Here is a 26,310-nt window from a genome sequence, read left to right on the forward strand (position 1 = left end):
AGTAGCTTCTCAGACTTTCCGGCGGGCGAAGAACCGCTCCCCCGACTTTTGCAGTTCGAGGTCCTGACCGAACGCCTTTGAGAGGTTTTCCTCAGTGAGGACGTCGTCGAGCAGGCCCTGCGCGACGACCGAGCCCTCGCGGAGCAACAACGCGTGGGTGAAGCCGGGCGGGATCTCCTCGACGTGGTGGGTGACGAGGATGGTCGCGGGCGCGTCCGGGTCCATGGCGAGCTCGGACAGCTTCGCGACCAGGTCCTCGCGGCCGCCCAGGTCCAGGCCCGCGGCGGGCTCGTCGAGCAGGAGCATCTCGGGGTCGGTCATCAACGCGCGGGCGATCAGCGTGCGCTTGCGCTCGCCCTCGCTCAGCGTGCCGTAGAGCCGGTCGGCCAGGTGCTCGATGCCCAGCGTGCCGAGCAGTTCACGAGCGCGGTCGGTGTCCTGCTTGCCGTACTCCTCGCGCCACCGGCCGAGCACCGCGTAACCGGCGGACACGACCAGGTCGACGACCGTCTCGTCGCCGGGCACGCGACCGTTCAGCGCTGCGGAGCACAGCCCGATCCGGGGCTTGAGCTCCTGGACGTCGGTCTTGCCCAGGCGCTCGCCCAGGAGGTGGACCTTGCCCTTGGTGGGGTGCAGCTCGGCACTCGCCAGCCTCAGGAGGGTGGTCTTGCCGGCGCCGTTCGGGCCCAGCACTACCCAGCGCTCGTCCAGCTCCACGCTCCAGTCGATGTTTCCGACCAGCGTGTTCTTGCCTCGGCGGACTGACACGCCCGCCATGTGCACGACCAGATCTGTCACGTCGACGTCCGCCACGCCTCCATTCTTCCGAACGGGGGTCCGGGTGGGGATCGGCGGGGTCTCCTGGCGGAGTTCGAGTCACGCCCAGGCCGACCGTGCGTGACCGCGGAAGCGATCCGATAAGCAGATGCGCTGCGCCGCCGGTGTGAACTCTCAAGTTTTTTGTCGGTATCGGATGCCAAGATCGGAGGTATGGCTACGCGACCCGAGTCCGAGGTGCTGGCAGGCCGTCCGTTCCCGCTGGGGGCACACGCCGAGGCAGGCGGTGTCCGGTTCGCGGTGACGTCCCACGTCGCCGACGCGGTCGAGGTCTGCCTGATCAACGACGACGGCACCGAGAAACGGGTCGAGCTGACCGAACGGACGTTCGGGGTGTGGCACGGGCTGGTGCCGGGAGTCACGCCGGGCCAGCGGTACGGGTTCCGGGTGCACGGGCCGTACGACACGGGACGCGGGCTGCGATGCAACCCGGCCAAGATCCTGGTGGACCCGTACGCGCGGCAGATCACCGGCACGATCACGGACCTCAAGGCCTCGCTCGGGTACGTGGGCGACCCGATGCACGGGCCGCCGTCGGCGATCGACTCGCTCGGCTCGGTGCCGCTGGGCGTCGTGAGCTCGCCGGGCGGCGCGGACACCGGGGTGAAGCCGGAGGTGCCGTTCGAAGAGGCGGTCATCTACGAGATGCACGTGAAGGGCTTCACGAAGAACCACCCCGACATCCCGGAGAAGCAGCGCGGGACGTACCTCGGGCTGGCGCATCCGGCGGCGATCGAGCACCTGACCCGACTCGGCGTCACCTCCGTGGAACTGCTTCCCGTCCAGGCGTTCCAGGACGAGCCGTCGCTGCTGCAGCGCAACTCGGGCAACTACTGGGGGTACTCGCCGCTGGGCTACTGCGCACCGCACGCGGCGTACGCGAGCGAGCCGGGCAGAGAGGTCCAGGAGTTCCGGACGATGGTCGCGGCGCTGCACGCGGCGGGCATCGAGGTGTTGATCGACGTGGTCTACAACCACACGTGCGAGGGCGGGCCGGACGGACCGACGATCTGTTTCCGCGGATACGACGCGCCGGGGTACTACCTGCACGCGGGTGGGGGCAGCACGGTGGACATCACCGGGTGCGGGAACACGCTGGACGCCGGGTCGCCGCAGGTCGTGCGGCTGGTCACGGACTCGTTGCGGTACTGGGCCGACGAGATGGGCGTGGACGGGTTCCGGTTCGACCTGGCGTCGACGATGGGGCGGCCGGGCGGCGGGTTCTTCGACCGCGACAGCGCGCTGCTGACGGCCATCACCACCGATCCGGTGCTGTGCCGCAGCAAGTTGATCGCGGAGCCCTGGGACGCGACGGGCGACGGGTACCGCGTCGGCGACTTCGGGATGCAGTGGGCCGAGTGGAACGGGCGGTATCGCGACACGGTCAGGGACTTCTGGCGCGGGCACACGTCGGTGCGCGATCTCGCGTACCGCCTGAGCGGCTCGAGCGACCTCTACGCGGACGACCTGCGCAGGCCCTGGCAGTCGATCAACTTCATCACCGCGCACGACGGCTTCACGCTGCGGGACCTGGTGTCCTACAACGACAAGCACAACGACGAGAACGGCGAGGAGAACCGCGACGGGACCAACGACAACCGGTCGTGGAACTGCGGGGCCGAAGGGGAGACGACGGACGCCGAGGTCCTCACGCTGAGGGCCAAGCAGGCGCGCAACCTGCTCGCGACGCTGCTGCTGTCCACCGGCACGCCGATGATGGTGGCCGGCGACGAGATGTGGCGGACGCAGGGCGGCAACAACAACCCCTACTGCCTCGACGGCCCGGTGTCGTGGATGGACTGGACCGAGACGGACGCGGGCAAGGCGCTGCTCGGGTTCACGCAGAAGGTCATCGACCTGCGGGCCAGCTCGCCGGCGTTGCGGCAGCCCGAGTTCTTCGAGGGACGCACGACGCCCAGCGGCAACCCGGACCTCATGTGGTTCCGGCCGGACGGGCAGGAAATGGCCGAGACCGACTGGTTCGACGAGGGGCGCCGGACGCTCGGCATGTTCATCGACGGCTCGAACTGCCTGTCGCGCACACGGGACGGCGAGCTCGTGTCGGACGACTCGTGGCTGTTGCTGATGCACGCCGGGGCGGACCCGATCACGGTGACGCTGCCGCACGAGCGGTACGGGCCGTCGTACGAGCCGTTCCTCGACACGACGACACTGGACGGCTCCCCGGCCGATCCCGCCGAGCTGCTGCCCAGGTCGAAACTGACGCTGGAGCCGCGCTCGCTGTTACTGCTCCGCCTGCCGCGCTGATCCCCGGTAATTCGCCGGTGTGACTCCGGTCATCCGCTTGAAATGGTCGCGCAACGTGCTCGCACCGCTGAATCCCACAGTGCGGGCGATCTGGTCGACCGTGTCCGGCGTTGTTTCGAGCAACGTCTTCGCTGCGTCGATGCGGCGGGCCAGCACCCACTGACCGGGAGAGAGCCCGGTCTCGGCCCGGAATCGCCGGATCAGGGTGCGTTCGGAGAGACGCGCGCGGGCCGCGAGCTCACTCAACGGCAACGGCGATTCGAGGTTGTGAACAATCCATTCCCGAACCGCGGACAGGCTATCGGTTTCACCACTTTTTCCGGTTCCGTTCGACAGCGTCCGGACAGGTAAGCCCTCCGAGTCACGCCGGGTGAGATGCCGCAGCAGGGCGGTCGTTCCGGCTGTGTCGCTCGACGTGAAGACGCCCTCCCACTCGACATGAGGCACTCCGGGAGCCACGCCGACCTGCGGAAACCGGCGTGCGAACACGTCCGACCACTCGACACTGACCGCGGCGACGCCATCGTCGAGCACACCCGCTTCCGCCAGCACGAACGCCCCTGTCAGCAGCCCGACGAGGCGCGCTCCGGCCTCACGAGCAGCGCGCAAAGCATCGAACACCGCAGGCGTGACGGAACGGTTGACGCTGGTGAAGGCGGGCACCACAACGGTGTCCGCATAGCGCAGCAATTCGAGTCCACCGTGCATCTCAATGCGCAGTCGATGTGACGTGCGCGCACTGTTCCCGTTGAGGCTGGCATATCTCAATTGGTACCGAGTAGCACCCTCACTCAGGTCGTCCTCGAATGCGCTGGACACCATCCCGAGATCGAGCAGCACCACGCCTTCGGACACGAACACAACAACTCTGTGCATTGGCCGGATTCCTCCCCCAGGTGGCGATTTTCGCCTCTTGGCGGCAGCGGAGAACTCTGCCGAGAATAACAACGAACTGCGCGCCGCATTCGCTTGTCGCCAACTGCGAGGGAGCCCTGCCGTGCTCGACGTGGAAACAGTGGATCCGTGGTTCGTGATGCTCAGCCCGACGGAACCGGTGCGCGGCGGCGTGGCGGCACTCGGGGTGACCGAGCCCGAGCCGGAGGTCGTCGAGTCGATCGACCACAGGGCGCTTCGGGCGACCGCACTGGCCGAGGCTGAGGCGTTCGTCGGCAAGATCCGCCCGAAGCTGAACCGGATCGACGACCCGGCGCGGCGGATCTTCGAGATCATGGCGTGCGGGCGCTACCGGGCGGGCAGCGTCGAGAAGACCAGGTTCACCGAGAACTGGGAGCTGTGGCAGGACACCCTGCGCCTGCACGTCGAGCAGGGCACGCCGATCCCGGTGACGCTGCCGTCGTACCCGTTCAAGATCCCGAACCCGGTGAAGGTCCGGCGCCGCTCCCCCGACATGGCCGAACTGCTCAACCTGCAGCGGCTGATCGAGCTGAGCCACGCGATCAGCCTCGTGCACGAGCCGGGCGCGGTCATGCACGTGATCAGCGACGGCATGATCTACGGCCCGTTGTTCGGCGTCAGCGACCACGAGGCGCGCTGCTACCGGGCCGACGCCGAGCAGATGATCCGCGACCTCGACGCCGAGAAGACGATCACGATGGTCGACATGCTGGACGACGTCGTGGCGTCGGTGCAGGACGAGTTCGACGACGTGAAGACCCGGCTCGAACCGAAGGTACGCAAGTGGTGGGAGGACAACACCGACGACGCACACCGCACGTACCTCGTCCGCAACCTCACGGCGAACATGAACACACACGCCGAGGCCGTGCATCTGCTCAGTCAGGTGCTCTCGCGCACGGTCGCCGGTGAGGACGTTGCCGAGGCCGCGGAAGAGATGCGCGCGGTGGGCGACCACATCCTGAAGCGCGCCGACGAGTACGCACTCCGGTTCACGCTGACGCTCTACACGTTGAAGATCATGAACATGGTGCCGCGCTTCTACCCGCAGTCGATCCGCGGCACCGTCCACCCGAAGCCCGGCCAGTGGGGCTTCCACCTGGTCAACAAGTTCACGAACGTCTTCCCGTGGCAGGGCGTGGCCGTGCTGAAGCCGAACGGCCAGTGGCGGGTGCGCACCGAGCTCGACGCCAAGCTGCGCGGCGCGATCCCGGTGCACCTCCCGAACGACCCGTTCCCTTACTACTACCGGGAAGTCAGCTAGAGGGAAGATCGATGTACTCGTGCGGATCCGCCGCCGCCGGGTCGATCATGAGCTTGCCGACGCTGTGGTACCCGAGCGCGTACCTGCCGTGCTTCGGGTCCCAGCGGGAGTACTCGGCCAACGCCTGCCGCTTGCGCGCGAACTGCTTGTCCGACAACGGAAGCACGTAGTCGGCGGTGCGCTGTTCGAGCGGGTAGGTGTAGCCGTAGACCCAGTAGTAGCGGAAGTCCGCGATCTGACCTTCGAGCCCTGAAGCCGCCTCACGGCACGCCTTGTGCGTGAGGTTCGGCTCGGCGGGATCCCACCCGTAGACGACGTCGCGGTAGCCGTTGACCAGCTTGTGCGAAGCACCCGGATACCGGGCCTCGAACTCCAGGATCGTGTCGCGGACCTCCCGCACGAACCCGGCGTAGTCGGTCCACGCGGAGTCCGGCCGGTCCCGCACCACCACCCGGGAGACGCCGATACGACGGGCGGCGGCGGTGAACTCGGCGGTGCGCCCGCGGACGATGTCGTCCTGCACGAGACCGAACCTGTGCGCACCACCGCCGGGGCATTCCTGCCCGAGTGGACAGTCGGCGTCGCCGTTCATGATGTCCAGCAGCCCGCCGTTCTCGCCGCGGGTGAGCAGCACGAGGACGACCTGACGGCCGGCCTCCACGTGCTCGCGCATCGAGCCCGCCATCGCGAGCGACTCGTCGTCCTGGTGCGGTGAGTAGAAGATCGCGGGTGGCGCGGAGGCCCGCGCGGTGCCCGTGGGCAGCAGAGCGGCGGCGGCTCCGAGTGCGAGCGCCTTGCGGCGACTTAGCTCCATCCCCAGTGCATACGGTTCGGGGCCAACCGTTCGCAATCTTTGGTGAAGACCACAGACCACGTTGTGGACGCTCTAGCCACCCTCGGCGAACGTCTGGCAACATCCCCGGTGTGGTCGTCTACTGCTGGACCGACCGCACGATCGACCTCGTGCTCGTGGCGTCGTGCGGGTGTAGCTCGACGCGACGCACGCGCTGACACAAGCGCCCTGCGTCGCGTCTTGATCGCTACCCCGTACCGACGCGGCCTTCAGGAGCGAGTGCGTGACTTCGGCGTATGCCGGAAACATTTCCGGCCATGATCAATTCGACCTGCACCCGGCGCTGGAAAGCCAGCTGCTGCGCGACGTGATCCACCCGTCCCGATCTCTGTGGACGCCACGTGAACTGCGCGACCTGACGTCTTTCGTGGCAGCCGAGCTCACCACCGGCCTGCTCTCGATCCTCGACTACTCGACCGAACGCCGCTGGTGGGCGCGCCTCGGCCTGACCGAGGGAGTCGAGCTGTGGCTGCTGTCGTGGCTGCCCGGCCAGGGCACCGAGCCGCACGACCACGGCGGCTCGGCCGGGTCGTTCACGGTGCTGACCGGCACGCTGCACGAGGACTACCGCTACCCGGCGGGGCCGATCCGGTCGGCGACCCGCCACACCGGCGACGCGCTGGGCTTCGGCTCCGGCCGGGCGCACCAGGTCACGAACCCGTTCGACGCGCCCGCCGCGACCGTGCACGCCTACTCGCCACCGCTGGTGCCGACCCGCGAGTACGCCTCGCTGCACGACATCCCCGACTCGATCCCGCCGCTGCCCGCACAGCGCCTTCCCCTGTCCGAACTGCGTCAACTGGCCGACCAGGAGGGCCCGTGAGCACCGTCGACACCATCCTCGAGGACGCGCGGTCACACCTGAAGCGCCTCGAACCGCACGAGCTGCACCAGCTGGAGGACGCCCTGGTCGTCGACATCCGGCCGATCCACAACCGGCTCGCCGAGGGCGAGATCGAGAACTCGGTCGTGGTCGAGCGGATCGTCCTGGAGTGGCGGCTCGACCCGTCCGGCGACTGGCGGTTGCCCGGTTTCACCGCGGACACGACGGTCGTGGTGGTGTGCAACGAGGGCTGGGCGTCGTCGCTGGCCGCTCGCGATCTGCAACGGATCGGGCTCGCCAACGCCACCGATCTCGTCGGCGGCTACCGGGGCTGGCGTGCGGCCGGGCTGCCGATCAGGGAGGGCGGCTCCCAAGCCGTCGTCTGATCGGACTGATCCGGACGTGGAACCGCTGTCACGCCGGTAGCGTCTGGAGACCGTGACAGTTGTGCGCTGGGTCGTGGTGGCCCTGGTGGTGGTCGGCACGATCGCCTGGACCTTCCCCGACTCCCTGCCCGGCCTGGCCGGAAACCTGGCCGGCCTGCTGCTCGAACTCGCGGTGATGCAGGCGGGTCTGGCACTCGGCGCCGTCCTCTTCGGACTCCGCATCACGCACGTGATCATCGGCGTCGGCGGCGAGCTCAAGTCGTGGACCACGCCGCACCGGCGGATCGTGCTGCGCGCCCTCCCCGTGCTGGCCACGATCGGCATCACCGGGCTGAAGCCGGGTGTGCGCAGGCGGACCGTCCTGACCGGAGCGTTCTCGATCGTCCTCTGCGCGGCGGTCGCGGCGGCCACGTGGCTCGCGACCGGCTCGGCGTTCGGCAAGGGCCTGGCGCCGGCCGCCACGGCGTGCTTCCTCCTGCTGCTCGTGCCGTCCGAGCGGCCCGGCAACACCAGCCTCGGCTGGTTCGTGTTCACGCTGCCGAGGCTCACCGGACGCCGGCTGGGCGAACTCGAGGCACGACCGCGAGTGCTGGCCGGCATGGACGCCTACCACCGCGGCGACCTCGACGAGGCCGAGCGGATCTACCACGAGGTGGTGCGGGACCACCCCGACCTGCTGACCGTGATCGGGCTCAAGGTCGTGACGGCGTGCGCTCGCGAGAAGTACCTGGACGCGCTGCAGACCGTGATCGGGCTGAACGGGCGGCCCGACCTCGGCACGCGCGAGCTGGCGTTCGTCATGGCCACCACGGCCGGGGTCGCGGTGCAGGCGGTGGAGGCCGGGCAGTTCCCGGCCGAGGTGGGGCTGGAGACGGCTCGCAGCATGCTCGGCAACGCCTACGAGGCCGGGTATCCGAAGTACCGGGCCAACGGGACGCTCGCGGTCATGGCGTTGATCGAGGGCGACACCGCGAAAGCCAGGCAGCTCGCGGGGTGGGCCGCCGAGAGCAGCGAGACCGCGCTGGGACGGGCCGACGACCTGATCACGATGGCGCGGGCGTGGATGGCGGACGGCAACAACGCGAAGGCCCGCGAACTCGCGGCCGAAGCGCACGAGCTCGCGGGCTGGAGTCCGCGGGTGGCGGCGACCCGCGCCCGTCTGGAGATCAACTAACCCCTCGCTGGAGGGGTACGAGGAGATCAGCCGGGGAAACCGGGCGAATTGTTCCCGTTCCCGCCCGAGTTTCCGGCGCCGACGTTGTTGCCGCCGCCACCGTTGCTGTTGCCGTTACCTCCGTTGTTGTTGTTTCCGACGTTGTTGCCATTGCCTCCGATGTTGCCCGATCCGGTGACGTTGCCGTTGCCGGAGGTCCACGGGTTGTGCGACAGCGCGGTGACCGTGATCGGCCCCACCAGCCGCGTGTCCAGCACATCCCTGCTCTGGATGGGAGCGGCCTGTGCCGTGGCCGCGAACAGGCCCATGCCTGCGACTGCGACTCCGAGGACGATTGCTTTCTTGATCATCTGCGGTTTTCCGTTCTGCGAGCAGCGGATCGAGCAATCGCAGGTTAACCACATCATCCGAGCAGAACCGAATCGGTCGCACCATTGTGTGCAATTCCGAAAAGCACTTGAGCTGCGGCAAATGGGTGACCGCGCAGGTCGTCACGAATATTCCGCAGTGCACGGAATACTACGGAATGCACACAGGGAAAGGGCCCGTCACCGAGATCGGTGACGGGCCCTTTCCCACCCCGCGCTGGGATCAGCTGTTCTGGACCGGCAGCGGCAGGCCGGGCAGCGCGGGCAGGCCACCGGGCGGAGTCGGCAGGCCGCACTTGCTCAGCAGCTCGGTGACGGTCTTCAGCAGCGTCGTCAGGATCCCGGTGATCTTTCCGACGTCGGGCAGACCACCACTGGCGGCGCCCAGGATCGTGCCGCCGAGACCCGCGATGGTCGAGATCAGGTTCATCACGACCGGCAGGCACTGGTCGACGGGACCGGCATAGGCGGCGACGCCCTTCACCGGAACCGGCACCGGCAGCCCACTGGTCGGCAACGCGGGCAGACAACCGGAACTCTGCAACGCGGTCACCAGGCCGAGCAGGTCACCGATCAACGGTGTCACCGCACCGACGTTCGGAAGTGGCAACAGACTGCTGACGACTTTCGTGAGCTTCCCGGCGAGGTCGGTCACGATCGCGGCGCAGGCGGCTGGGAGTTCTGGCGCGGCGGGCGTCGCACTGGCAGCCGGGATCGATGAAGCGGTGAACAGAGCTGCGACGAGCGAGAGTGCGGTAATCGTTTTCTTCACGGCTACCTTCTTCCTCAATGCGCAATTCGCTGGAGCCGCGCCGGAAATGCCTTCAAGGAATTCTGGTGCGGTTCATTCCATGTGAGAGAGAGTATGCCCGCACACCGACCCCTACCAGCGGAGATCGGGAATTCACCCACTCGAAAAAGTACTCATTCGATTGAGCGAAGGCCCTGAATCGTGCACGCGCCTGAGCCAGGTCACGAGCAGTGAACAGGAAACAAAGAAGACGGACACATCAGGGCATCCAGCCCGCCGTTTGAAGGCGAACTGGATGCCCTGTGTTGATCTCGTGTCGAGTCAGCTGGCCAGAACGACCCTGCCGAGTTCCGCAGACGTCGCCAGCAAGGCGTGCCGCGGCAGCACGCGCACGGTGTAGCCGAGCGCCCCGGCGTGCGGCAGCGGCACCTCTGCCTCGTAGTTGCCGTTGCCCGCGTAGTTCATCGGCGCGGAGACGATGTCCTTCAGCTCGTCGGAGTCGTTGGACACCTTGCCGAGCACGACCTGAACGTCCACTTCGGACGGCTCCAGCCCGGCCAGCTCCACCCGTGCCCGCACGATGACCGGCGAACCCAGCACCGGCACGGACGAACCGCCGAGCACCAGGTCGCTGTCGAGCACCCGCACCCGCGTCCACGACGCGCGCAGCCGGTGCCGGTACGCGGACAGCTCCTTGGCGCCCCGGTAGCCCTCGCCGACGACGTTCTGCGCGGACGCGGCGGCCGGGGCGTAGTAGGTCTCCACGTACTCGCGGACCATGCGCGAGGCCTGCACCACCGGCCCGAGCGAGGCCAGCGTGTGCCGGACCATCGACATCCAGCGGGTCGGCACGCCGTCCTCGCCGCGGTCGTAGAACAGCGGCGCGACCTGCGAGCCCAGCAGCTCGTACAGGGCGTTGGCCTCGAGGTCGTCGCGGCGGATCGGGTCGTTGACGCCGTCCGCGGTCGGGATGGCCCAGCCGTTCGACCCGTCGTAGAGCTCGTCCCACCAACCGTCGCGAATGGACAGGTTGAGGCCGCCGTTCAACGCGGCCTTCATGCCGGACGTCCCGCACGCCTCGAGCGGGCGCATCGGGTTGTTCAGCCACACGTCGCAGCCCCAGTACAGGTACCGGGCCATCGACATGTCGTAGTCGGGCAGGAACACGATCCGGTGCCGCACGCCCACGTCGTCGGCGTAGCGCACGATCTGCTGGATCAGCGCCTTGCCGCCGTCGTCGGCCGGGTGCGACTTGCCCGCCACGACGAGCTGCACGGGCCGTTCGGGGTGCAGGAGGAGGTTCCTCAGCCGCTCCGGGTCGCGCAGCATCAGCGTGAGGCGCTTGTACGTCGGCACGCGCCGTGCGAAGCCGACGGTCAGCACGCCGGGGTCGAACACCGAGTCGGTCCAGCCCAGCTCCAACGCCGACGCGCCGCGCTGCAGCCACGACTCGCGCAGCCGGCGGCGCACCTCGTTGACCAGGCGGCCGCGCAACGTCGACCGCAGCTCCCACAGCCCGGCGTCGGTGACCGGCTCGAACGCGCCGATGCCCAGTCCCGCGCTGTTGTGGGACTCCGCCTCGGACGCTCCGAGCAGCTTGCTCATCTCGGTCGCGGCCCACGTCGGCCCGTGCACGCCGTTGGTGACCGACCCGATCGGCACCTCGGTGGCGTCGAAGCCCGGCCAGAGCCCGCGGAACATGTCCCGGCTGACCTCACCGTGCAGTTTGGACACACCGTTCGCGCGCTGGGCCAGCCGCAGCCCCATGTGGGCCATGTTGAACATGCCGGGGTTGTCCTCGGCTCCCAGCGCGAGGATGCGCTGGGTGTTCACGCCCGGCACGAGGTTCTCGGCGCCGAAGTAGTGCTGGACCAGGTCGACCGGGAACCTGTCGATGCCGGCCGGCACGGGCGTGTGCGTCGTGAACACGGCACCGGCGCGCGCGGCCGTCAAAGCCTGGTCGAAGTCGAGACCGTCGTTGGTGATGTACTCGCGGATCCGCTCGAGGCCGAGGAAGCCCGCGTGGCCCTCGTTGGTGTGGAAGACCTCGGGCTGCGCGTGCCCGGTGAGCTCGCAGAACGTGCGCACGGCGCGCACGCCGCCGATGCCCGCGAGGATCTCCTGGCGGATGCGGTGGTTCTGGTCGCCGCCGTAGAGCCGGTCGGTGACGCCGCGCAGGTCCTCGTCGTTCTGCTCCACGTCGGAGTCGAGCAGCAGCAGCGGCACCCGGCCGACCCGCGCCCGCCAGATCTTCGCGCGCAGCATCCGGTCGCCCGGCATCGCCACGTGGACGAGCAACGGCAGCCCGGACGGCTCGGTGAGCAGCTCGAGCGGTAGCCCGCGCGGGTCGAGCGACGGGTAGTGCTCCTGCTGCCAGCCGTCGAGCGACAGCGACTGCCGGAAGTAGCCCGACCGGTAGAGCAGGCCGACCGCGATCAGCGGAACGCCCAGGTCGGAGGCCGCCTTGAGGTGGTCGCCGGCGAGGATGCCGAGGCCGCCGGAGTAGTTCGGCAACGCCTCGTGCACGCCGAACTCCATCGAGAAGTACGCGACGCTCGTGGGCAACGGCGTGTCCGGCGCCCCGTGCTCGCGGCGCTGCGCGATCTCGTCCTGCCTGCGCTGGTACCAGCGCGGCCCCTGGACGTACCGCTCCAGGTCGGACGCGAGCGCGTGGAGCTTGAGCAGGAACTGCTCGTCTCTCGCGAGTGACTCCAGCTTCCCCGCGTCGACGACGGAGAGCAGGCGCAACGGGTCGCCACCCACCTCGGACCAGACGCGGGGGTCGACCGAGGCGAAGAGTTCCTGCGTGGGCGGATGCCACGTCCAGCGCAGGTTGGTGGCGAGCGTGCTCAGCGCGGACAGGGGCTCCGGCAGGCTGGCTCGGACGGTGAACCGGCGAAGTGCTCGCATGACGAGCGAACTTACCTGCCACCCCTGAGTGCCTGACAACGTTCCCGGTCACACCTGCAACGACTTGCAGAACCGGTCAAGACGAGGACCGCCCGTGAACAGCCGATACTGGTTTCATGTCCGAGTTGGCCCGCGAGTTCCTCATGTACGTCCACACTCGTGCGACCGACCGTTCCGCCAAACGTGAATGTTGGTCGTACACGCGGGGCGAGGTGACGCTGACGCTCGGCCTCGGGCCCGGCGTGGGGTTCGCACTGTGGACGGACGGCGCCGAGTGGATCACCACCGGCGGGACGAACGAGGAGCCCGTCGCCTACGAAACGGACGAATGGACCACTGAGGACTTCCCCGCGGGCTGCGAGCACCCCATCGAGGTGATCCTGGGCGTCCTGGAGCGGTTCGTCGAGCACGGTGACCTCACGAGCGACGTCGGGTGGGCGCCGTTCAGGGCCGGTTCTCGTCGATGATGAGCAGCTTCTCGCCCTTGCCGGAGATCTTGAGCGTGGACTCCTCGGTGCTGGTCTTGCTGGTCTCCGCCTCGGTGAGCTGCAGGGCGGTCGTGACCTGGAAGGTACCGTCGTCCGACGCCGTGACCAGCGGGGAACCCTTGATCGCGACCTTGGTGTAGCCGCCCCAGTACTCCTTCACGGAGTTCTCGCTCGGGGCCTTCTCCGGGTCCCAGTCGTCGAGGGTCTCCGCGGCGTTCTGCGGCAGCTTCGCGTAGTAGCGCTGCACGAACTGGACGACCTGGGCCTTGGTGAACTTGGTGGCGGGTGGCGCCGAGGTCGGCTTGCTCTGGTAGGTCTGGGACGTCGGCTTCTCGCTGGTCTTCGTCGGCGTGTCCTTGGTCGCGCTGGGGGGCGGCTGGGTCAGCGAGGGCGTGTACGAGGCCGAATTGGTGGGTCCCGCCCCGGTGTCCTTCTTGTCGCCCTGGCTCTGGACGATCGCGTAGGCCACGCCCGCGATGAGCAGCACCGCGAGGATCGAGGCGGCGACCGCGAGGCCCCGGCCCTTCTTCGGCTCCGGCTCGGGCTCGGCCAGGGGCGCGGGCGGACGGGTGCGCGGCGGCTGCGGAGGCATCGTGCGCGGGGCTTGGGTGCCCGGACCCGAGGCCGGCATCACGGCGGTACCGGACGGCGGCGACATCGGGCGCTGAGGGATCACGGTGGTGGCCGGAACCGGAACCCCGGCCGCGATCGCCTTCAGCTCCTCGGCCGCCTGCGCCGCGGTGGGCCGCTGCGACGGCTCGTTGGCCAGCAGGCGCACGAGCAGAGGCGTGAGGGGGCCCGAACGCATCGGCGGGCGGGTCTCTCCCCGCGCGACCTTGTAGAGCAGACCGAGGTCGTTGGTGCTCTTGCCGAACGGAGGCTCGCCCTCGGTCATCGCGTAGATCGTCGCGCCGAGCGAGAACACGTCCGACGGCGGCGCGGGCTCGGCACCGCGGGCCAGCTCCGGCGCGAGGTACGCGGGCGTGCCGGCGAGCATGCCGGTCTTGGTCACCGCGACGTCGCCCAGTGCGCGCGAGATGCCGAAGTCGGTGATCTTGACGTTGCCGTCGCGTCCAATGAGGACGTTTCCGGGCTTGATGTCGCGGTGCACGATGCCCGCGTCGTGCGCGGCGGCCAGCGCGGCCGCGGCGAGCGACCCGATGCGGGCGGCCTCGACCGGCGGCATCGGCCCGCGCTCGTCCAGGATCATGGACACGTTCTTGGACGGCATGTATTCCATGACCAGGCACGGCTTGCCGTTGTCGAGCACGACGTCGTACACGGCGATCGCGTGCGGGTGCTGCAGGCGGGCGGCGATGCGCCCTTCCCTCATCGCACGCTGGACGGCCTCGTGCGCCTCGTGCGGCTGCACGTCCTTGAGCAACATCTGCTTGACCGCGACGTCCCGGTGCAGGAGCTCGTCGCGCGCACGCCACACGACGCCCATCGCACCGGCACCGAGCTGGTCGAGCAGGACGTAGCGGTCGCCAAGCTTGTTCACGCGCGGGACGGTACCCGTAGCACCCTCGTAACGATGTGAGATGCCCGGGAAAGGTCCACTGGAGAGAACATGAGGCGGACACATGATGCCCAGTGACCCTGGACACGAACAGTGCTCAAGGTGTGCGATCGACAACGGCGGGGTACGGATCTAGATGGGGTAACCCGCTGACAGGCCGCTTGATCGAGCAAGGCAGGATTACCAGCGACGCGGAGCTACACGGCGGAAAGGCGCTGCCGATGAGTGGACGACTCGGTATCGACGACGTATCCCCGGTGGTTTCGGCTGGTAGATATCCAGCCAAAGCCGTTGTGGGAGAACACATTCCGGTTCAGGCCACGGTGTGGCGCGAGGGGCACGACAAGCTCGCGGCGACAGTGACGTGGCGCGGACCGAACGACCGAGTCGCCCGCCAGACGAGAATGCACGAGGTCGGAATCGGCCTCGATCGCTGGGGAGCGACGGTCGTTCCCGACTCCGAAGGCGCGTGGACCTTTCGAGTGGATGCGTGGAGTGACCCCTGGGGCACCTGGAACCACGCCGTTGAGGTGAAGATCGCGGCGGGGCAGGGTCCCGGCGATCTCGCAAACGATCTTGAACTCGGCGCACTGCTACTCGATCGGGTGGCACGTCGCCCCGATCGCAGGCAGGAGCGAGCACTTCTCACGTCCGCGGCGCAAGCACTTCGCGACGAGGACCGGCCGCTGAACGAACGCGTCGCGCCGGCCTTCGCCGACGACGTGCAGCGGATCATGTTCGAGTACCCGGTGCGCGAGCTGCTGACCAAGGGCAAGACCCACAAGATCTGGTGCGACCGGACCAAGGCCGCGTTCGGCTCCTGGTACGAGTTCTTCCCGCGCAGCACGGGCGGGATCGACGAGACCGGCCAGGCGGTGCACGGCACGTTCGCCACGGCGACCAAGGAGCTCGACCGCGTCGCGGCGATGGGCTTCGACGTCGTCTACTTCCCACCTATCCACCCGGTGGGACGCGTGAACCGGAAGGGCCCCAACAACACGCTCGTCGCGGGCCCTCAGGACTGCGGTTCGCCGTGGGCCATCGGAGCGGACGAGGGCGGGCACGACGCCATCGCGCCGGAGCTCGGCACGCTCGAAGACTTCGACGCGCTCGTCGAACGCGCGAAGGACCTCGGCCTGGAAGTGGCGCTGGACTTCGCGCTGCAGTGCGCGCCGGACCACCCGTGGGTGCTCAAGCACCCGGAGTGGTTCACCACCCGGCCCGACGGCACGATCGCGTACGCGGAGAACCCGCCCAAGAAGTACCAGGACATCTACCCGATCAACTTCGACCTCGACCCGCAGGGCCTCTACCACGAGGTGCTCCGGGTGATGCTGCACTGGGCCGAGCACGGGGTGCGGATCTTCCGGGTCGACAACCCGCACACCAAGCCACCGGACTTCTGGCAGTGGCTGATCTGGAAGGTCAAGGAGGTCTACCCGGACACGCTGTTCCTGTCCGAGGCCTTCACCCGTCCCGCGCGGCTCTACGGTCTCGCCAAGCTCGGCTTCACGCAGTCCTACACGTACTTCACGTGGCGGACGAGCAAGCAGGAGCTGATCGAGTTCGGCGAGGACCTCCGCGACCACTGGGACGAGGCGCGGCCGAACCTCTTCGTGAACACGCCGGACATCCTGCACGAGTCGCTGCAGCACGGCGGCCCCGGAATGTTCGCTCTGCGGGCTGCTCTCGCCGCCACGATCTCACCGTCGTGGGGCGTGTACAGCGGCTACGAGCTGTTCGAGCACGAAGCGGTGAAGCCGGGCAGCGAGGAGTACCTCAACTCCGAGAAGTACCAGCTGCGGCCACGCGACTACGCCCGTGCGCTGGCGGACGGGCGGTCGCTGGAACCGTGGCTGCGCAAGCTCAACCACATCCGCAAGGCGCACCCCGCGCTCCAGCAGATGCGCACGCTGAAGTTCCAGCACATCGAGAACGACGCGTTGGTCGCCTTCTCCAAGCGAGACCCGGAGACGGGCGACACGGTCGTCGTGGTCGTGAGCCTCGACCCGAACGGCGCGCAGGAGGGGACGCTGTACCTCGACCTGCCCGGGCTCGGTTTCGACTGGCACGAGCGGCTGATCGCACACGACGAGGTCACCGGCGAGACCTGGGACTGGGGCCAGGCCAACTACGTCCGGCTCGAACCATGGCGCGCCACCGCGCACGTCGTGAGCCTTCAACGTCGATTTTCCTAGGGCACGTTTCAGCACGCTCAACGCACAACCCCCGACGAGGTGGGCATCATGGTCGACGAGTCCCGTCCCGACGCTGCGCTCGGGTTGGAAGGAACACCGCACACCGGAGAGTCCATCGACGACGAGGGCTTCCTGGTCGAACCGCAGGCTGAGGACTTCAAGTCAGCCAAGCCGGCCTCGGCGAACCCGAACTGGTTCAAGGGCGCCGTCTTCTACGAGGTCCTGGTCCGCGCGTTCAGCGACTCCAACGGCGACGGGACCGGCGACCTCAGAGGGCTCGCCTCCCGCCTGGACTACCTGGAGTGGCTCGGCGTCGACTGCCTCTGGCTGCCGCCGTTCTACGCCTCGCCGTTGCGCGACGGCGGGTACGACATCAGCGACTTCCGCGCGGTGCTGCCGGAGTTCGGCACCGTCGAGGACTTCGTGTACCTGCTGGAGGAGGCGCACCGGCGCGGGATCCGCGTGATCACCGACCTCGTGCTCAACCACACCTCCGACGCGCACCCGTGGTTCCAGGAGTCGCGGCAGAACCCGGACGGCCCGTACGGCGACTACTACGTGTGGAGCGACGACGACTCGCGCTACAACGACGCGCGGATCATCTTCGTCGACACGGAGTCGTCGAACTGGACGTACGACCCGGTGCGCGGGCAGTTCTACTGGCACCGCTTCTTCAGCCACCAGCCGGACCTCAACTTCGAGAACCCGGAAGTGCAGGAGGCGATGCTCGACATCCTGCGGTTCTGGCTCGACCTCGGCATCGACGGGTTCCGCCTGGACGCCGTGCCGTACCTCTTCGAAGAGGAGGGCACGAACTGCGAGAACCTGCCGCGCACGCACGAGTTCCTCAAGCGCTGCCGCAAGGTCGTCGACGACGAGTTCCCCGGCCGGGTGCTGCTCGCCGAGGCGAACCAGTGGCCGTCGGACGTGGTCGAGTACTTCGGTGACCCGGAGATCGGCGGCGACGAGTGCCACATGGCGTTCCACTTCCCGCTGATGCCGCGCATCTTCATGGCGGTGCGGCGCGAGTCCCGGTTCCCGATCTCGGAGATCCTCGCGCAGACGCCGTCGATCCCCGAGAACGCCCAGTGGGGCATCTTCCTGCGCAACCACGACGAGCTCACGCTGGAAATGGTCACGGACGAAGAACGCGACTACATGTACGCGGAGTACGCCAAGGACCCGCGGATGAAGGCGAACATCGGCATCAGAAGGCGTCTGGCCCCACTGCTGGAGAACGACCGCAACCAGCACGAGCTCTTCACCGCGATGCTGCTGTCGCTGCCCGGCTCGCCCGTTCTGTACTACGGCGACGAGATCGGCATGGGCGACAACATCTGGCTGCAGGACCGCGACGCCGTGCGCACGCCGATGCAGTGGACGCCCGACCGCAACGCGGGCTTCTCGAGCTGCGATCCCGGCCGGATCTACCTGCCGGTGATCATGGACCCGGTCTACGGCTACCAGGGCCTCAACGTCGAGGCACAGCTCAACAACACCTCGTCGTTGCTCAACTGGACGCGCCGGATGATCGAGGTGCGCAAGCAGCACCACGCGTTCGCCGAGGGCGACTTCAGCGAACTGGGCGGCTCGAACCCGAGCGTGCTCGCCTACAAGCGACTGTGGAAGCGCCCGGACGGCCGCGAGGACATCGTGCTCTGCGTGAACAACCTGTCACGCTTCCCGCAACCCGTCGAGCTGGACCTCTCCGAGCACCGCGACTACACGCCGCTGGAGCTCACAGGAGGTGTCAAGTTCCCCTCGATCGGGGAACTCCCGTACCTGCTGACCCTCCCCGGTCACGGTTTCTACTGGTTCCAGCTGGTAGAGGCGGGCGACGACGGCGAAACGAGGTGACTCCGCGCGTGCTCGAACCCCAGGAACTAGTCGACAAGCTGGTCGCGACGCTCCCCAACCTGCTCGTCACCGAGCGGTGGTTCGGCGGCAAGGACAAGCCGATCACCGCCGTCCGTCCACTCCGGATCACCATGGTCGGCGACGACCTGGTGCACCTGATCTTCGAGGTGGCCCAGCCCGGCCGCACGGAGAGCTACCAGGGCGCGCTGAGCCTGTCCGACGGCTCGTGGGACGTGCTGCTCGACCCCGACCACAACCACGTCTTACTCACCAAGATCGCGGCGGGCGCCCGTGACGACGGCATCGTGTTCGCGCACGAACCCGGCGTCGAGCTGCGCACCGGACTGCGAGGCCGGGCGATCGGCGTCGAGCAGTCCAACACGTCGCTGATCTACGGCCAGCAGTACATCCTGAAGATCTTCCGCAAGCTCGCGCACGGCGAGAACCGCGACCTGGTGATGCACCGGGCGTTGCGCTCGGTCGGGTGCGAGCACATCGCGCAGCCGCTCGGGTCGATCTCGACCGAAGTGGACGGTGAACCCGTCACGCTCGCGATGCTGCAGGAGTTCCTGCCGGACGCGGTCGAGGGCTGGGACATGGCCAAGACCTCGGTGCGCGACCTGATGGCCGAGGCGGATCTGCACGCGGACGAGGTCGGTGGCGACTTCGCCGGCGAGGCGCAACGGCTCGGCCACGCCGTCGCGAAGGTGCACGCCGACCTGGCGCTGGCCCTCGGGACGCGGATGGCGGACGAGGACGCCATCTCGCAGGCCATCGAGGGCATGCAGAAGCGCCTGGACACCGTGCTGGAGTCGGTGCCGGAGCTGGGCCGCTACGAGGACGCGCTGCGCGTCACGTTCGAGGAAGCGCGCAAGCACGTCGGCCCGATCCCGATCCAGCACGTCCACGGCGACCTGCACCTGGGCCAGGTGCTGCGGACCGTGCACGGCTGGCTGCTGATCGACTTCGAGGGCGAGCCGGCGGCAGGCGTCGCCGAGCGCCACGCGCTGCGGTCGCCGTTGCGCGACGTGGCGGGGATGCTGAGGTCGTTCGACTACGCGGCACGGCAGCTGCTCGTCGGCCGGCCCGACGACGACCAGCTCGCGTACCGCGCGATGGAGTGGACGAAGCGCAACCGGGCGGCGTTCTGCGACGGGTACGCCGAGGTGGCGGCCGACCCGCGGGACAACGCGCACCTGCTGCGCGCGTTCGAGCTGGACAAGGCGGTCTACGAGGTCGCTTACGAGCACGCCAACAGGCCGGAGTGGTTGACGGTTCCGCTGTCGTCGATCGCCCGGATGACTTCTGGAGGAGAGTAAGCCGTGAAGGCCGACCTGGACCGACTCCTGTCCGGCGCGCACCACGACCCGCACTCGGTACTGGGTGTGCACACCGATGGCGACAAGGTGATCGCACGGGCGTTGCGGCCCGGCGCGACATCCGTAGCGGTCTCGTGGGGTGACAAGCAGGTCGAGCTGCCACGCATCGCCGACGCCCTGTTCGAGGGCGAGCTGCCGGAAGCACCCGGCGACTACCGGTTGCTGGTGTCCTACGGCGACCGCACGGTCGAGGTCGACGACCCGTACCGGTGGCTGCCGACCGTGGGCGAGCTGGACCTGCACCTGATCGGCGAGGGCCGGCACGAACGGCTGTGGGACGTGCTCGGCGCGCACGTCCGTTGCTACGAAACGGCTTCCGGCGACATCACCGGTGTCTCGTTCGCGGTGTGGGCGCCGAACGCGCGCGGCGTGCGCGTGACGGGCGACTTCGACGGCTGGGACGGACGCGCGAATCCCTTGCGCTCCATGGGTTCTTCGGGCGTCTGGGAGGTGTTCCTGCCGAACGTCCCCGTGGGCTCGCGGTACAAGTTCCGGATCCTCGACGCGAACGGGGTCTGGCACGAGAAGGCCGACCCGATGGCGTTCGCGACGGAGAAGCCGCCGCAGACCGCCTCGGTCGTCACGCGGTCCGAGTACCAGTGGCAGGACGCGGAGTGGGAAGCGCGGCGCGAGGCCACCCAGTGGTCGAACGCGCCGATGTCGATCTACGAGGTCCACCTCGGGTCGTGGAAGCCGGGTCTCGGCTACCGGGAGCTGGCCACCGAGCTCGCGGACTACTGCGAGGACATGGGCTTCACGCACCTGGAGCTGCTGCCCGTCGCCGAGCACCCGTTCGGCGGTTCGTGGGGCTACCAGGTCACCTCGTACTACGCGCCGACCTCGCGGTTCGGGTCGCCGGACGACTTCCGGTACTTCGTGGACACCCTGCACCAGCGCGGCATCGGCGTGCTGGTCGACTGGGTGCCCGCGCACTTCCCGAAGGACGCCTGGGCGCTCGCGAAGTTCGACGGCACGCCGCTGTACGAGCACGCCGACCCGCGGCGTGGTGAGCAGCTCGACTGGGGCACGTACGTCTTCGACTTCGGGCGCAACGAGGTCCGGAACTTCCTCGTGGCCAACGCGCTGTTCTGGATCGAGGAGTTCCACCTCGACGGCCTGCGGGTGGACGCGGTCGCGTCGATGCTCTACCTCGACTACTCGCGGCCGGCGGACCAGTGGCTGCCCAACGAGTTCGGCGGCCGGGAGAACCTCGACGCCGTGCGGTTCCTGCAGGAGCTGAACGCGACCGTGTACCGGCGGCACCCCGGTGTGGTGATGATCGCCGAGGAGTCGACGGCGTGGCCCGGCGTGACGCGGCCGACGCATCTGGGCGGGCTCGGGTTCGGGTTCAAGTGGAACATGGGCTGGATGCACGACACGCTGCACTACCTGTCGCGCGAGCCGATCCACCGGTCGTTCCACCACAACGAGATGACGTTCTCGCTGGTGTACGCGTGGAGCGAGAACTTCGTGCTGCCGCTGTCACACGACGAGGTGGTGCACGGCAAGGGTTCGCTGTGGCAGCGGATGCCGGGTGACGACTGGAACAAGGCCGCCGGGGTGCGGTCGCTGCTGGCGTTCATGTGGGCGCATCCGGGCAAGCAGCTGCTGTTCATGGGCGGCGAGTTCGGGCAGCAGCAGGAGTGGTCGGAGTCCCGTTCGCTGGATTGGCACCTCGTCGAGCAGGGTGGCCTGCACCAGGGCATCCAGTCGTTGATGCGCGACCTGAACAGGGTGTACCGGACGTCGGCGGCGTTGTTCTCGCACGACGTGACGCCGGAGGGGTTCCAGTGGATCGACGCGAACGACTCGGCGGGCAACGTGCTGACGTTCCTGCGGGTCGGTGAGGACGGCTCGACGCTGGCGTGCGTGGCGAACTTCGCCGGGATGCCGCACCACGACTACCGGGTCGGCCTGCCTTCCGCCGGGTGGTGGAAGGAGCTCGTGAACACCGACGCCGCGCACTACGGCGGTTCTGGTGTGGGCAACCTCGGTGGTGTCGAGGCCGAGGCCAGGCCGTGGCACGGGCGGCCGTACTCCGCCGTGCTGCAGCTACCGCCGTCCGGTGTGCTGTGGCTGGTTCCCGACACCGCGCCCGAGGCTGTCGCCGTGACCGAGGCCGTGGCCGTCGCCGAAGCCGAGACCGACGTGATCGCCGAGGCCGAGGCGGTGGTGGCCACCGAAGCCGATGTGGTCTCCGAAGCCGAGACTGCTCCGGTCACCGAACCCGAGATCGCTCCGGTCACCGAACCCAAGATCGCTCCGGCCACCAAAGCCAAGGCTGATCTGGTCACCGAGGGCGAGACTGACTGATCTGTCCGGCAGCGCTCCGTTCCAGTAGAGCGCGCCGGACACTCTCGCTGTGGCCGGTGCTCTCCCGGTACAGGTGCGGACGACCTGGTCTTTCAGGTCGAACGGTTTGTCGTCGGGGCAGCCAGTGAGCTTCAGGCTGGTCAGCGGCTCACTGCCGGTGTTGGTGACGGTGATCGTCAGCGTGTCCGGCCCGGCTTCGAGCTTCAGGTCATAGGCGGACACCCTGAGGAACACGCAGTCCCAGTGGATCTCCGTGGTCGTCGTGGCGAAAAACCGGACAGTTGCGGCGTTCTGGGGCGCGATCATGCCGTAGTTGTTGTAGCGCTTGTTCTGCTGTGGCCAGCGGGCGTAGGTCCGTCCGGTCCGGATGCCGTTCTTGTCGGCGAACCGGAGCCCGATCGCGGTCGTCGGGCCTGGCTTCCTGCTGCCCGCCCAGACGGACAGGTCGTAGACGCCGCCGGGGATCGCTTCGAGAGTGGATTCGACGGTGCCGGGCCAGGTGATCACGCCTGTGCGCGGGTTCGGCGCGATGCCTCCGATGCAGCCGGGCATGATCGGATCGGCCCCTGGCCAGGAAGGCGAGGTCGCAGGGCCCAGAAGGAGCAGCGCGGCGCACAGCAATTCGCGCACAGGTGGAAATGTAAGTCCGCTGATGGACTGCGGCCCGGTGAACCTGATCAGTCCGCCGCACGTTGGCCTCTGTATGCGCCTGAGTTCGCCGAGTAGGACGCCCCTCAAGCCGCGCGACAGGCACAATGGCTTCATGCCGCTCCGCAGCATCGCGCTGATCGTCGTCACCGCCCTGCTCGCGGTGGGCTGCACCGCGCAGGTGCCCGGCCGCCCGCGTGCCGCCAAGGTGGTGAAGAAGGAGGCGTCCACCGAGACCGTCCAGGTCCGGGGCACGGACAACGGCCCGACCGACAAGCTGGCCGCCACCGCTCTCACCGACATCGACGAGTTCTGGACGAAGTCGTTCCAGGCGACGTTCGGCAAGCCGTGGAAGAAGCTGAGCGGCGGTTACTACTCCGTCGACACGCAGGACGCCACCGCGAAGCCGCCGCCGTGCACCCAGAAGGCCTCCGACGTGGAGGGCAACGCGTTCTACTGCCCGGCCGCCGACGCCATCGCCTGGGACCGCTCGTCGCTGCTCCCGGTGCTGCAGGACCGCTTCGGCGAGGCCGCCGTGGTCGTCGTGCTGGCCCACGAGATCGGGCACGCCGTGCAGAACCGCATGGGCATCACGCCCGAGGCCGAGCGCCGCGATCCCGAGAAGTACCCGACCATCCTCACCGAGGCGCAGGCCGACTGCTTCGCGGGCGCGTTCCTGCGCAACGTGACCGACGGCAAGTCCGCCCGCCTCGACATCGGCACGGACGCCCTGGACAAGGCACTGGGTGCCCTGATCACGTTCCGCGACCCGGTCGGCACCTCCCCGGAGGACCAGCAGGCGCACGGCAGCGCGTTCGACCGCGTGGCGGCCTTCCAGGACGGCTACGAGCAGGGCACCAAGTTCTGCGGCGCGATGTCGGTGCAGAACCGCACCTTCACCCAGCGCGCCTTCACGACGGTCGCCGACCGCGCGAACGGCGGCAACCTGCAGTTCGCGGACATGCTCAAGTCCGTGACGCCCGACCTGGACGGCTACTTCAAGACCCTGGCCACGGCGGCCGGCAAGACCTGGCCGACCCCGCGCGCCGAGGCGACCCAGACCGAGCCGAACTGTTCCGGCGACCAGGGCCCGGTCGCGTACTGCCCGTCGGACCAGTCCATCAAGATCGACACGAAGGACGAGCTGCCGCTCCTGCACAAGGAGCTCGGCGACTACGCGACCGGCACGTTGATCGCCACGCGGTACGCGCTGGCCGAACTGGCCGTGCAGGGCAAGCCGATCGAGGGCGCGAGCGCCTCCGCGGCGGCCCTGTGCCTGGCCGGCGCGTACACGGGCGCGGTGTTCCAGCGCGAGGGCGCGTTCGGCCTCTCGCCGGGTGACTTCGACGAAGCCGTGACCGTGCTGCTGAAGTTCGACTACGCGGCTCGTGACGCCAAGGGCGAGGACGCGGTGGATCCGGGGTTCGCGCGGGTGGCGCGGTTCCGCGAGGGCGTGTTCGAGGGCCCGAAGAAGTGCGGACTCTGACCTGAACGAACTGAAGCCCGCACAGCCTCAGGGCGTGTGCGGGCTTCAGGGCTTTTGTGCGGCGTCAGCGCCGTTCGACGGGCGCCTGGTCTGACACGACGGAGATCCGTGCGCCCGGAATCGTCAGGTTGCCGCCCTTGAGGTCGGTGTTGCGCACCGTCACCTCGGTGAACGTCACGATCGGCACGTTCAGGGGCGGCGGGGTCGCGGCCGTGTAGTCGACCGGGATCTTGAACCCGAGCAGGTTCAGGTTGCCCTTCAGCTGCACCGTGTACAGCTCGATGATGGGCGGCGGCTCCTTCTGGTCCTTCAACGGCTTGCGGTCCACCGTGGAGGTGCTGCCCGCGCGCGCCGCGGTGACCAGCTTGTACCCCGGCTGGATATCGGCCGTCTGCACCAGATTCTTGATCTTCATTTCCTGCGTCGTGAACTTCAGGACCTTGATGACCTGACCGTTCAGCACGGAGTCGACGACCCCGACGAAGTTCAGGCCGTTGAGGTCGAGCTGGGACGCCGTGAGAGTCCACGAACGCCCTCCCGCCGCCACCGGGGCAGGGGCCGGTGGCGGGGGCGCCGACGACGAGGGCGGCTCCGTGCTGGGCGGAAGAGTCGGCACGGACGACGACGCCGGCGGTGGAGTGGCACTGCTGCTCGAGGCAGGAGGTGGCTCCGAGGTGGTCGTCGGAACCGGTGAGCTGCTGCCGGGATCCGGCGGCGGCTCTGTGGTCGACGGCGGTTGCAACGCCAGGACCGCGATCATGGCGACCGCGGCCATCGGCGGTGTTCGCATCATGTGGGTTGGACCCTCTGGGTGGGCTCGGCGCCGTTCTTGGCCTTCTTCGGCTTCTTGGGCTCGTTCGTCCACGCCACGGCGAGCGCGCCACCGAGCAGGCTGAGGATGGTGCCGACCAGGAAGCCGCCGAGGTTGGTCACGACGAGCGCGACCAGCGACAGCAGCACCGTGACGATGCCCGCCGCGAGCCGGAACTTGGGCGCCACCCACAACGCCACCGCACACACGGCCAGCAACGACCCGATCAGCAGCGCTGACACGCCGCCGAGCGTCTGGATCGAGATGACCATGTCGCCGAGCTTCAGGTTGGCGTACGGCGGAACCAGGATGATGAACGCGCCTGCGGCTACGAACAGGCCGGCCCAGAAGGGCCGGCCACGTCGCCACGCGGTGAAGCCGCGCCAGACCCTCAGAAGCACTCTTGCTTCCCCTGGCGAATGGTCAGGTTCATGCCCTTGAACCTGATGGTCTGAGCCGTGGTGGACCATGCGGTCTGCTTGAGCCCGGTGATCTTCGCCGAGTCGGCCTGCAGACCGAACGAGCCCGGCAGGCCGCGCAGGCCGTCCGGTCCCTTGGACACCTTGCCCGCGTCGACGCCGATGTCCGGAGCGCCCAGCTCCAGGTCACCGGAGAGGTCGGTCAGGTTGACGACCAGGTTGTCGGCCGACATGCCGCCGACGCCGTCCGCGGTGATGCGCATCGTCACATCGCCCACGATCGGCATGTTGGCGACGAACACCGACTGACAGAACTTGTTCAGCGAGGCGGTCTTGAAGCCGCTGACCGCGACCACGTGCACCTGGCCGGCACCCGCGTCCACTCCGCCGAACTGGACGAATCCCTTGCCGTCCAGGTAGTCGGAGGACACCTTGAAATCTTGGCCGGACACCGCGAACGATGCTGCCAGCGCTCCCTGGGACATGCCGAAGAGGAGGGCACCAGCACCAACGGCACCGATACCGAGCACCCCGACGAACCGTGCCCAGCGCGTTCTACCCATACCGCCAAACTCCTTCCACACCGAAGGCTTGCAGGGTGGGACTGTGCGCTCCGAAACATCGGTGAGACAACGAAAACGAG

At 68.3% G+C, this 26,310-nt stretch carries 21 protein-coding genes; 11 read left to right on the forward strand and 10 right to left on the reverse strand.

The window, feature by feature from the left end:
• Positions 1-9 precede the first annotated feature (9 nt).
• Entirely contained in the window at positions 10-777 is a 768-nt protein-coding gene (locus tag ABZ345_RS26060) for an ABC transporter ATP-binding protein (protein WP_359854156.1), read from the reverse strand.
• 213 nt (positions 778-990) lie between these two features.
• Between ABZ345_RS26060 and glgX the strand changes: the two genes are divergently transcribed.
• The gene (gene glgX / locus ABZ345_RS26065) at positions 991-3,105 is read left to right on the forward strand and encodes a glycogen debranching protein GlgX (protein WP_359853801.1); all 2,115 of its coding nucleotides are present in this window, start codon (positions 991-993) and stop codon (positions 3,103-3,105) included.
• Here glgX and ABZ345_RS26070 read toward each other — a convergent pair.
• On the reverse strand, positions 3,082-3,960 hold the full coding sequence (locus ABZ345_RS26070; RefSeq protein ID WP_359853804.1) for a helix-turn-helix domain-containing protein: 879 nt from the start codon (positions 3,958-3,960) through the stop codon (positions 3,082-3,084). The two genes, glgX and ABZ345_RS26070, sit on opposite strands and share 24 nt — an antisense overlap.
• 142 nt (positions 3,961-4,102) lie before the next feature.
• On the opposite strand from ABZ345_RS26070, the gene ABZ345_RS26075 reads away from it, so the two are divergent.
• Positions 4,103-5,284 (forward strand): L-tyrosine/L-tryptophan isonitrile synthase family protein, encoded by a 1,182-nt coding sequence (locus ABZ345_RS26075; protein ID WP_359853806.1) that lies wholly within the window; start codon positions 4,103-4,105, stop codon positions 5,282-5,284.
• Here the strand turns inward: ABZ345_RS26075 and ABZ345_RS26080 are convergent.
• The gene (locus ABZ345_RS26080) at positions 5,277-6,098 is read right to left on the reverse strand and encodes a PIG-L family deacetylase (protein ID WP_359853809.1); all 822 of its coding nucleotides are present in this window, start codon (positions 6,096-6,098) and stop codon (positions 5,277-5,279) included. The genes ABZ345_RS26075 and ABZ345_RS26080 overlap by 8 nt on opposite strands.
• 262 nt (positions 6,099-6,360) lie before the next feature.
• On the opposite strand from ABZ345_RS26080, the gene ABZ345_RS26085 reads away from it, so the two are divergent.
• Genes ABZ345_RS26085 through ABZ345_RS26095 form a run of 3 tightly spaced genes read left to right on the forward strand, consistent with a single transcriptional unit; the run spans position 6,361 to position 8,520 of the window.
• Positions 6,361-6,960 carry a cysteine dioxygenase family protein gene (locus ABZ345_RS26085; RefSeq protein WP_359853812.1) on the forward strand — a complete coding sequence of 200 codons (600 nt, stop codon included), beginning with the start codon at positions 6,361-6,363 and terminating at the stop codon, positions 6,958-6,960.
• Positions 6,957-7,346, forward strand: coding sequence for a rhodanese-like domain-containing protein (locus ABZ345_RS26090; protein WP_359853815.1), 390 nt, complete (start codon positions 6,957-6,959; stop codon positions 7,344-7,346). Before ABZ345_RS26085 ends, ABZ345_RS26090 begins: the two co-directional genes overlap by 4 nt.
• Before the next feature lie 52 nt (positions 7,347-7,398).
• The gene (locus tag ABZ345_RS26095) at positions 7,399-8,520 is read left to right on the forward strand and encodes a hypothetical protein (protein WP_359853817.1); all 1,122 of its coding nucleotides are present in this window, start codon (positions 7,399-7,401) and stop codon (positions 8,518-8,520) included.
• Between the two features lie 26 nt (positions 8,521-8,546).
• On the opposite strand, the gene ABZ345_RS26100 is transcribed toward ABZ345_RS26095, so the two are convergent.
• The 3 genes from ABZ345_RS26100 to glgP all read right to left on the reverse strand — a co-directional run bounded on the left by ABZ345_RS26100 (position 8,547) and on the right by glgP (position 12,549).
• On the reverse strand, positions 8,547-8,870 hold the full coding sequence (locus tag ABZ345_RS26100) for a hypothetical protein (protein WP_359853820.1): 324 nt from the start codon (positions 8,868-8,870) through the stop codon (positions 8,547-8,549).
• 241 nt (positions 8,871-9,111) lie between these two features.
• Positions 9,112-9,660 carry a hypothetical protein gene (locus ABZ345_RS26105; protein ID WP_359853823.1) on the reverse strand — a complete coding sequence of 183 codons (549 nt, stop codon included), beginning with the start codon at positions 9,658-9,660 and terminating at the stop codon, positions 9,112-9,114.
• A 300-nt stretch (positions 9,661-9,960) separates the two neighbouring features.
• Positions 9,961-12,549: an alpha-glucan family phosphorylase gene (gene glgP / locus ABZ345_RS26110; RefSeq protein WP_359853825.1), complete on the reverse strand. Its 2,589-nt coding sequence runs from the start codon at positions 12,547-12,549 to the stop codon at positions 9,961-9,963.
• A gap of 116 nt (positions 12,550-12,665) precedes the next feature.
• On the opposite strand from glgP, the gene ABZ345_RS26115 reads away from it, so the two are divergent.
• Positions 12,666-13,016 (forward strand): Imm1 family immunity protein, encoded by a 351-nt coding sequence (locus ABZ345_RS26115; protein ID WP_359853828.1) that lies wholly within the window; start codon positions 12,666-12,668, stop codon positions 13,014-13,016.
• Here the strand turns inward: ABZ345_RS26115 and ABZ345_RS26120 are convergent.
• The gene (locus ABZ345_RS26120) at positions 12,994-14,538 is read right to left on the reverse strand and encodes a protein kinase (RefSeq protein WP_359853831.1); all 1,545 of its coding nucleotides are present in this window, start codon (positions 14,536-14,538) and stop codon (positions 12,994-12,996) included. The two genes, ABZ345_RS26115 and ABZ345_RS26120, sit on opposite strands and share 23 nt — an antisense overlap.
• A 239-nt stretch (positions 14,539-14,777) precedes the next feature.
• Between ABZ345_RS26120 and ABZ345_RS26125 the strand changes: the two genes are divergently transcribed.
• From ABZ345_RS26125 to ABZ345_RS26145, 5 genes are all read left to right on the forward strand, one after another.
• Positions 14,778-16,754: an alpha-1,4-glucan--maltose-1-phosphate maltosyltransferase gene (locus ABZ345_RS26125; RefSeq protein WP_359854159.1), complete on the forward strand. Its 1,977-nt coding sequence runs from the start codon at positions 14,778-14,780 to the stop codon at positions 16,752-16,754.
• A 48-nt stretch (positions 16,755-16,802) separates the two neighbouring features.
• The gene (gene treS / locus ABZ345_RS26130; RefSeq protein ID WP_359853833.1) at positions 16,803-18,611 is read left to right on the forward strand and encodes a maltose alpha-D-glucosyltransferase; all 1,809 of its coding nucleotides are present in this window, start codon (positions 16,803-16,805) and stop codon (positions 18,609-18,611) included.
• Between the two features lie 8 nt (positions 18,612-18,619).
• Entirely contained in the window at positions 18,620-19,930 is a 1,311-nt protein-coding gene (locus ABZ345_RS26135; RefSeq protein WP_359853836.1) for an aminoglycoside phosphotransferase, read from the forward strand.
• Positions 19,931-19,933: 3 nt separating this feature from the next.
• Positions 19,934-22,303, forward strand: a complete 2,370-nt coding sequence (gene glgB, locus ABZ345_RS26140; RefSeq protein WP_359853839.1) for a 1,4-alpha-glucan branching protein GlgB — start codon at positions 19,934-19,936, stop codon at positions 22,301-22,303.
• Positions 22,304-23,066: 763 nt separating this feature from the next.
• Entirely contained in the window at positions 23,067-24,437 is a 1,371-nt protein-coding gene (locus tag ABZ345_RS26145; protein ID WP_359853841.1) for a neutral zinc metallopeptidase, read from the forward strand.
• A gap of 64 nt (positions 24,438-24,501) precedes the next feature.
• Here ABZ345_RS26145 and ABZ345_RS26150 read toward each other — a convergent pair whose 3' ends face one another.
• Genes ABZ345_RS26150 through ABZ345_RS26160 form a run of 3 tightly spaced genes read right to left on the reverse strand, consistent with a single transcriptional unit; the run spans position 24,502 to position 26,230 of the window.
• Positions 24,502-25,230, reverse strand: coding sequence for a hypothetical protein (locus ABZ345_RS26150; RefSeq protein WP_359853844.1), 729 nt, complete (start codon positions 25,228-25,230; stop codon positions 24,502-24,504).
• Entirely contained in the window at positions 25,227-25,649 is a 423-nt protein-coding gene (locus ABZ345_RS26155; protein WP_359853847.1) for a DUF6114 domain-containing protein, read from the reverse strand. Before ABZ345_RS26155 ends, ABZ345_RS26150 begins: the two co-directional genes overlap by 4 nt.
• On the reverse strand, positions 25,640-26,230 hold the full coding sequence (locus ABZ345_RS26160) for a DUF6230 family protein (protein WP_359853850.1): 591 nt from the start codon (positions 26,228-26,230) through the stop codon (positions 25,640-25,642). The genes ABZ345_RS26155 and ABZ345_RS26160 overlap by 10 nt, the downstream gene beginning before the upstream one ends.
• Between the last annotated feature and the right edge of the window lie 80 nt (positions 26,231-26,310).

The sequence above is a fragment of the Lentzea sp. NPDC005914 genome, from assembly GCF_040629405.1.
In the GTDB taxonomy this organism is placed as follows: domain Bacteria; phylum Actinomycetota; class Actinomycetes; order Mycobacteriales; family Pseudonocardiaceae; genus Lentzea.

Bases quoted from the DNA above. Each gene is read 5' to 3' on its own strand.
- ABZ345_RS26145 (WP_359853841.1), top strand. From the start codon at position 23,067: ATGCCGCTCCGCAGCATCGCGCTGATCGTCGTCACCGCCCTGCTCGCG.
- ABZ345_RS26100 (WP_359853820.1), bottom strand. From the start codon at position 8,870: ATGATCAAGAAAGCAATCGTCCTCGGAGTCGCAGTCGCAGGCATGGGC.
- ABZ345_RS26080 (WP_359853809.1), bottom strand. From the start codon at position 6,098: ATGGAGCTAAGTCGCCGCAAGGCGCTCGCACTCGGAGCCGCCGCCGCT.
- ABZ345_RS26125 (WP_359854159.1), top strand. From the start codon at position 14,778: ATGAGTGGACGACTCGGTATCGACGACGTATCCCCGGTGGTTTCGGCT.
- ABZ345_RS26115 (WP_359853828.1), top strand. From the start codon at position 12,666: ATGTCCGAGTTGGCCCGCGAGTTCCTCATGTACGTCCACACTCGTGCG.
- glgX (WP_359853801.1), top strand. From the start codon at position 991: ATGGCTACGCGACCCGAGTCCGAGGTGCTGGCAGGCCGTCCGTTCCCG.
- ABZ345_RS26160 (WP_359853850.1), bottom strand. From the start codon at position 26,230: ATGGGTAGAACGCGCTGGGCACGGTTCGTCGGGGTGCTCGGTATCGGT.
- glgP (WP_359853825.1), bottom strand. From the start codon at position 12,549: ATGCGAGCACTTCGCCGGTTCACCGTCCGAGCCAGCCTGCCGGAGCCC.
- treS (WP_359853833.1), top strand. From the start codon at position 16,803: ATGGTCGACGAGTCCCGTCCCGACGCTGCGCTCGGGTTGGAAGGAACA.
- ABZ345_RS26150 (WP_359853844.1), bottom strand. From the start codon at position 25,230: ATGATGCGAACACCGCCGATGGCCGCGGTCGCCATGATCGCGGTCCTG.
- ABZ345_RS26060 (WP_359854156.1), bottom strand. From the start codon at position 777: ATGGCGGGCGTGTCAGTCCGCCGAGGCAAGAACACGCTGGTCGGAAAC.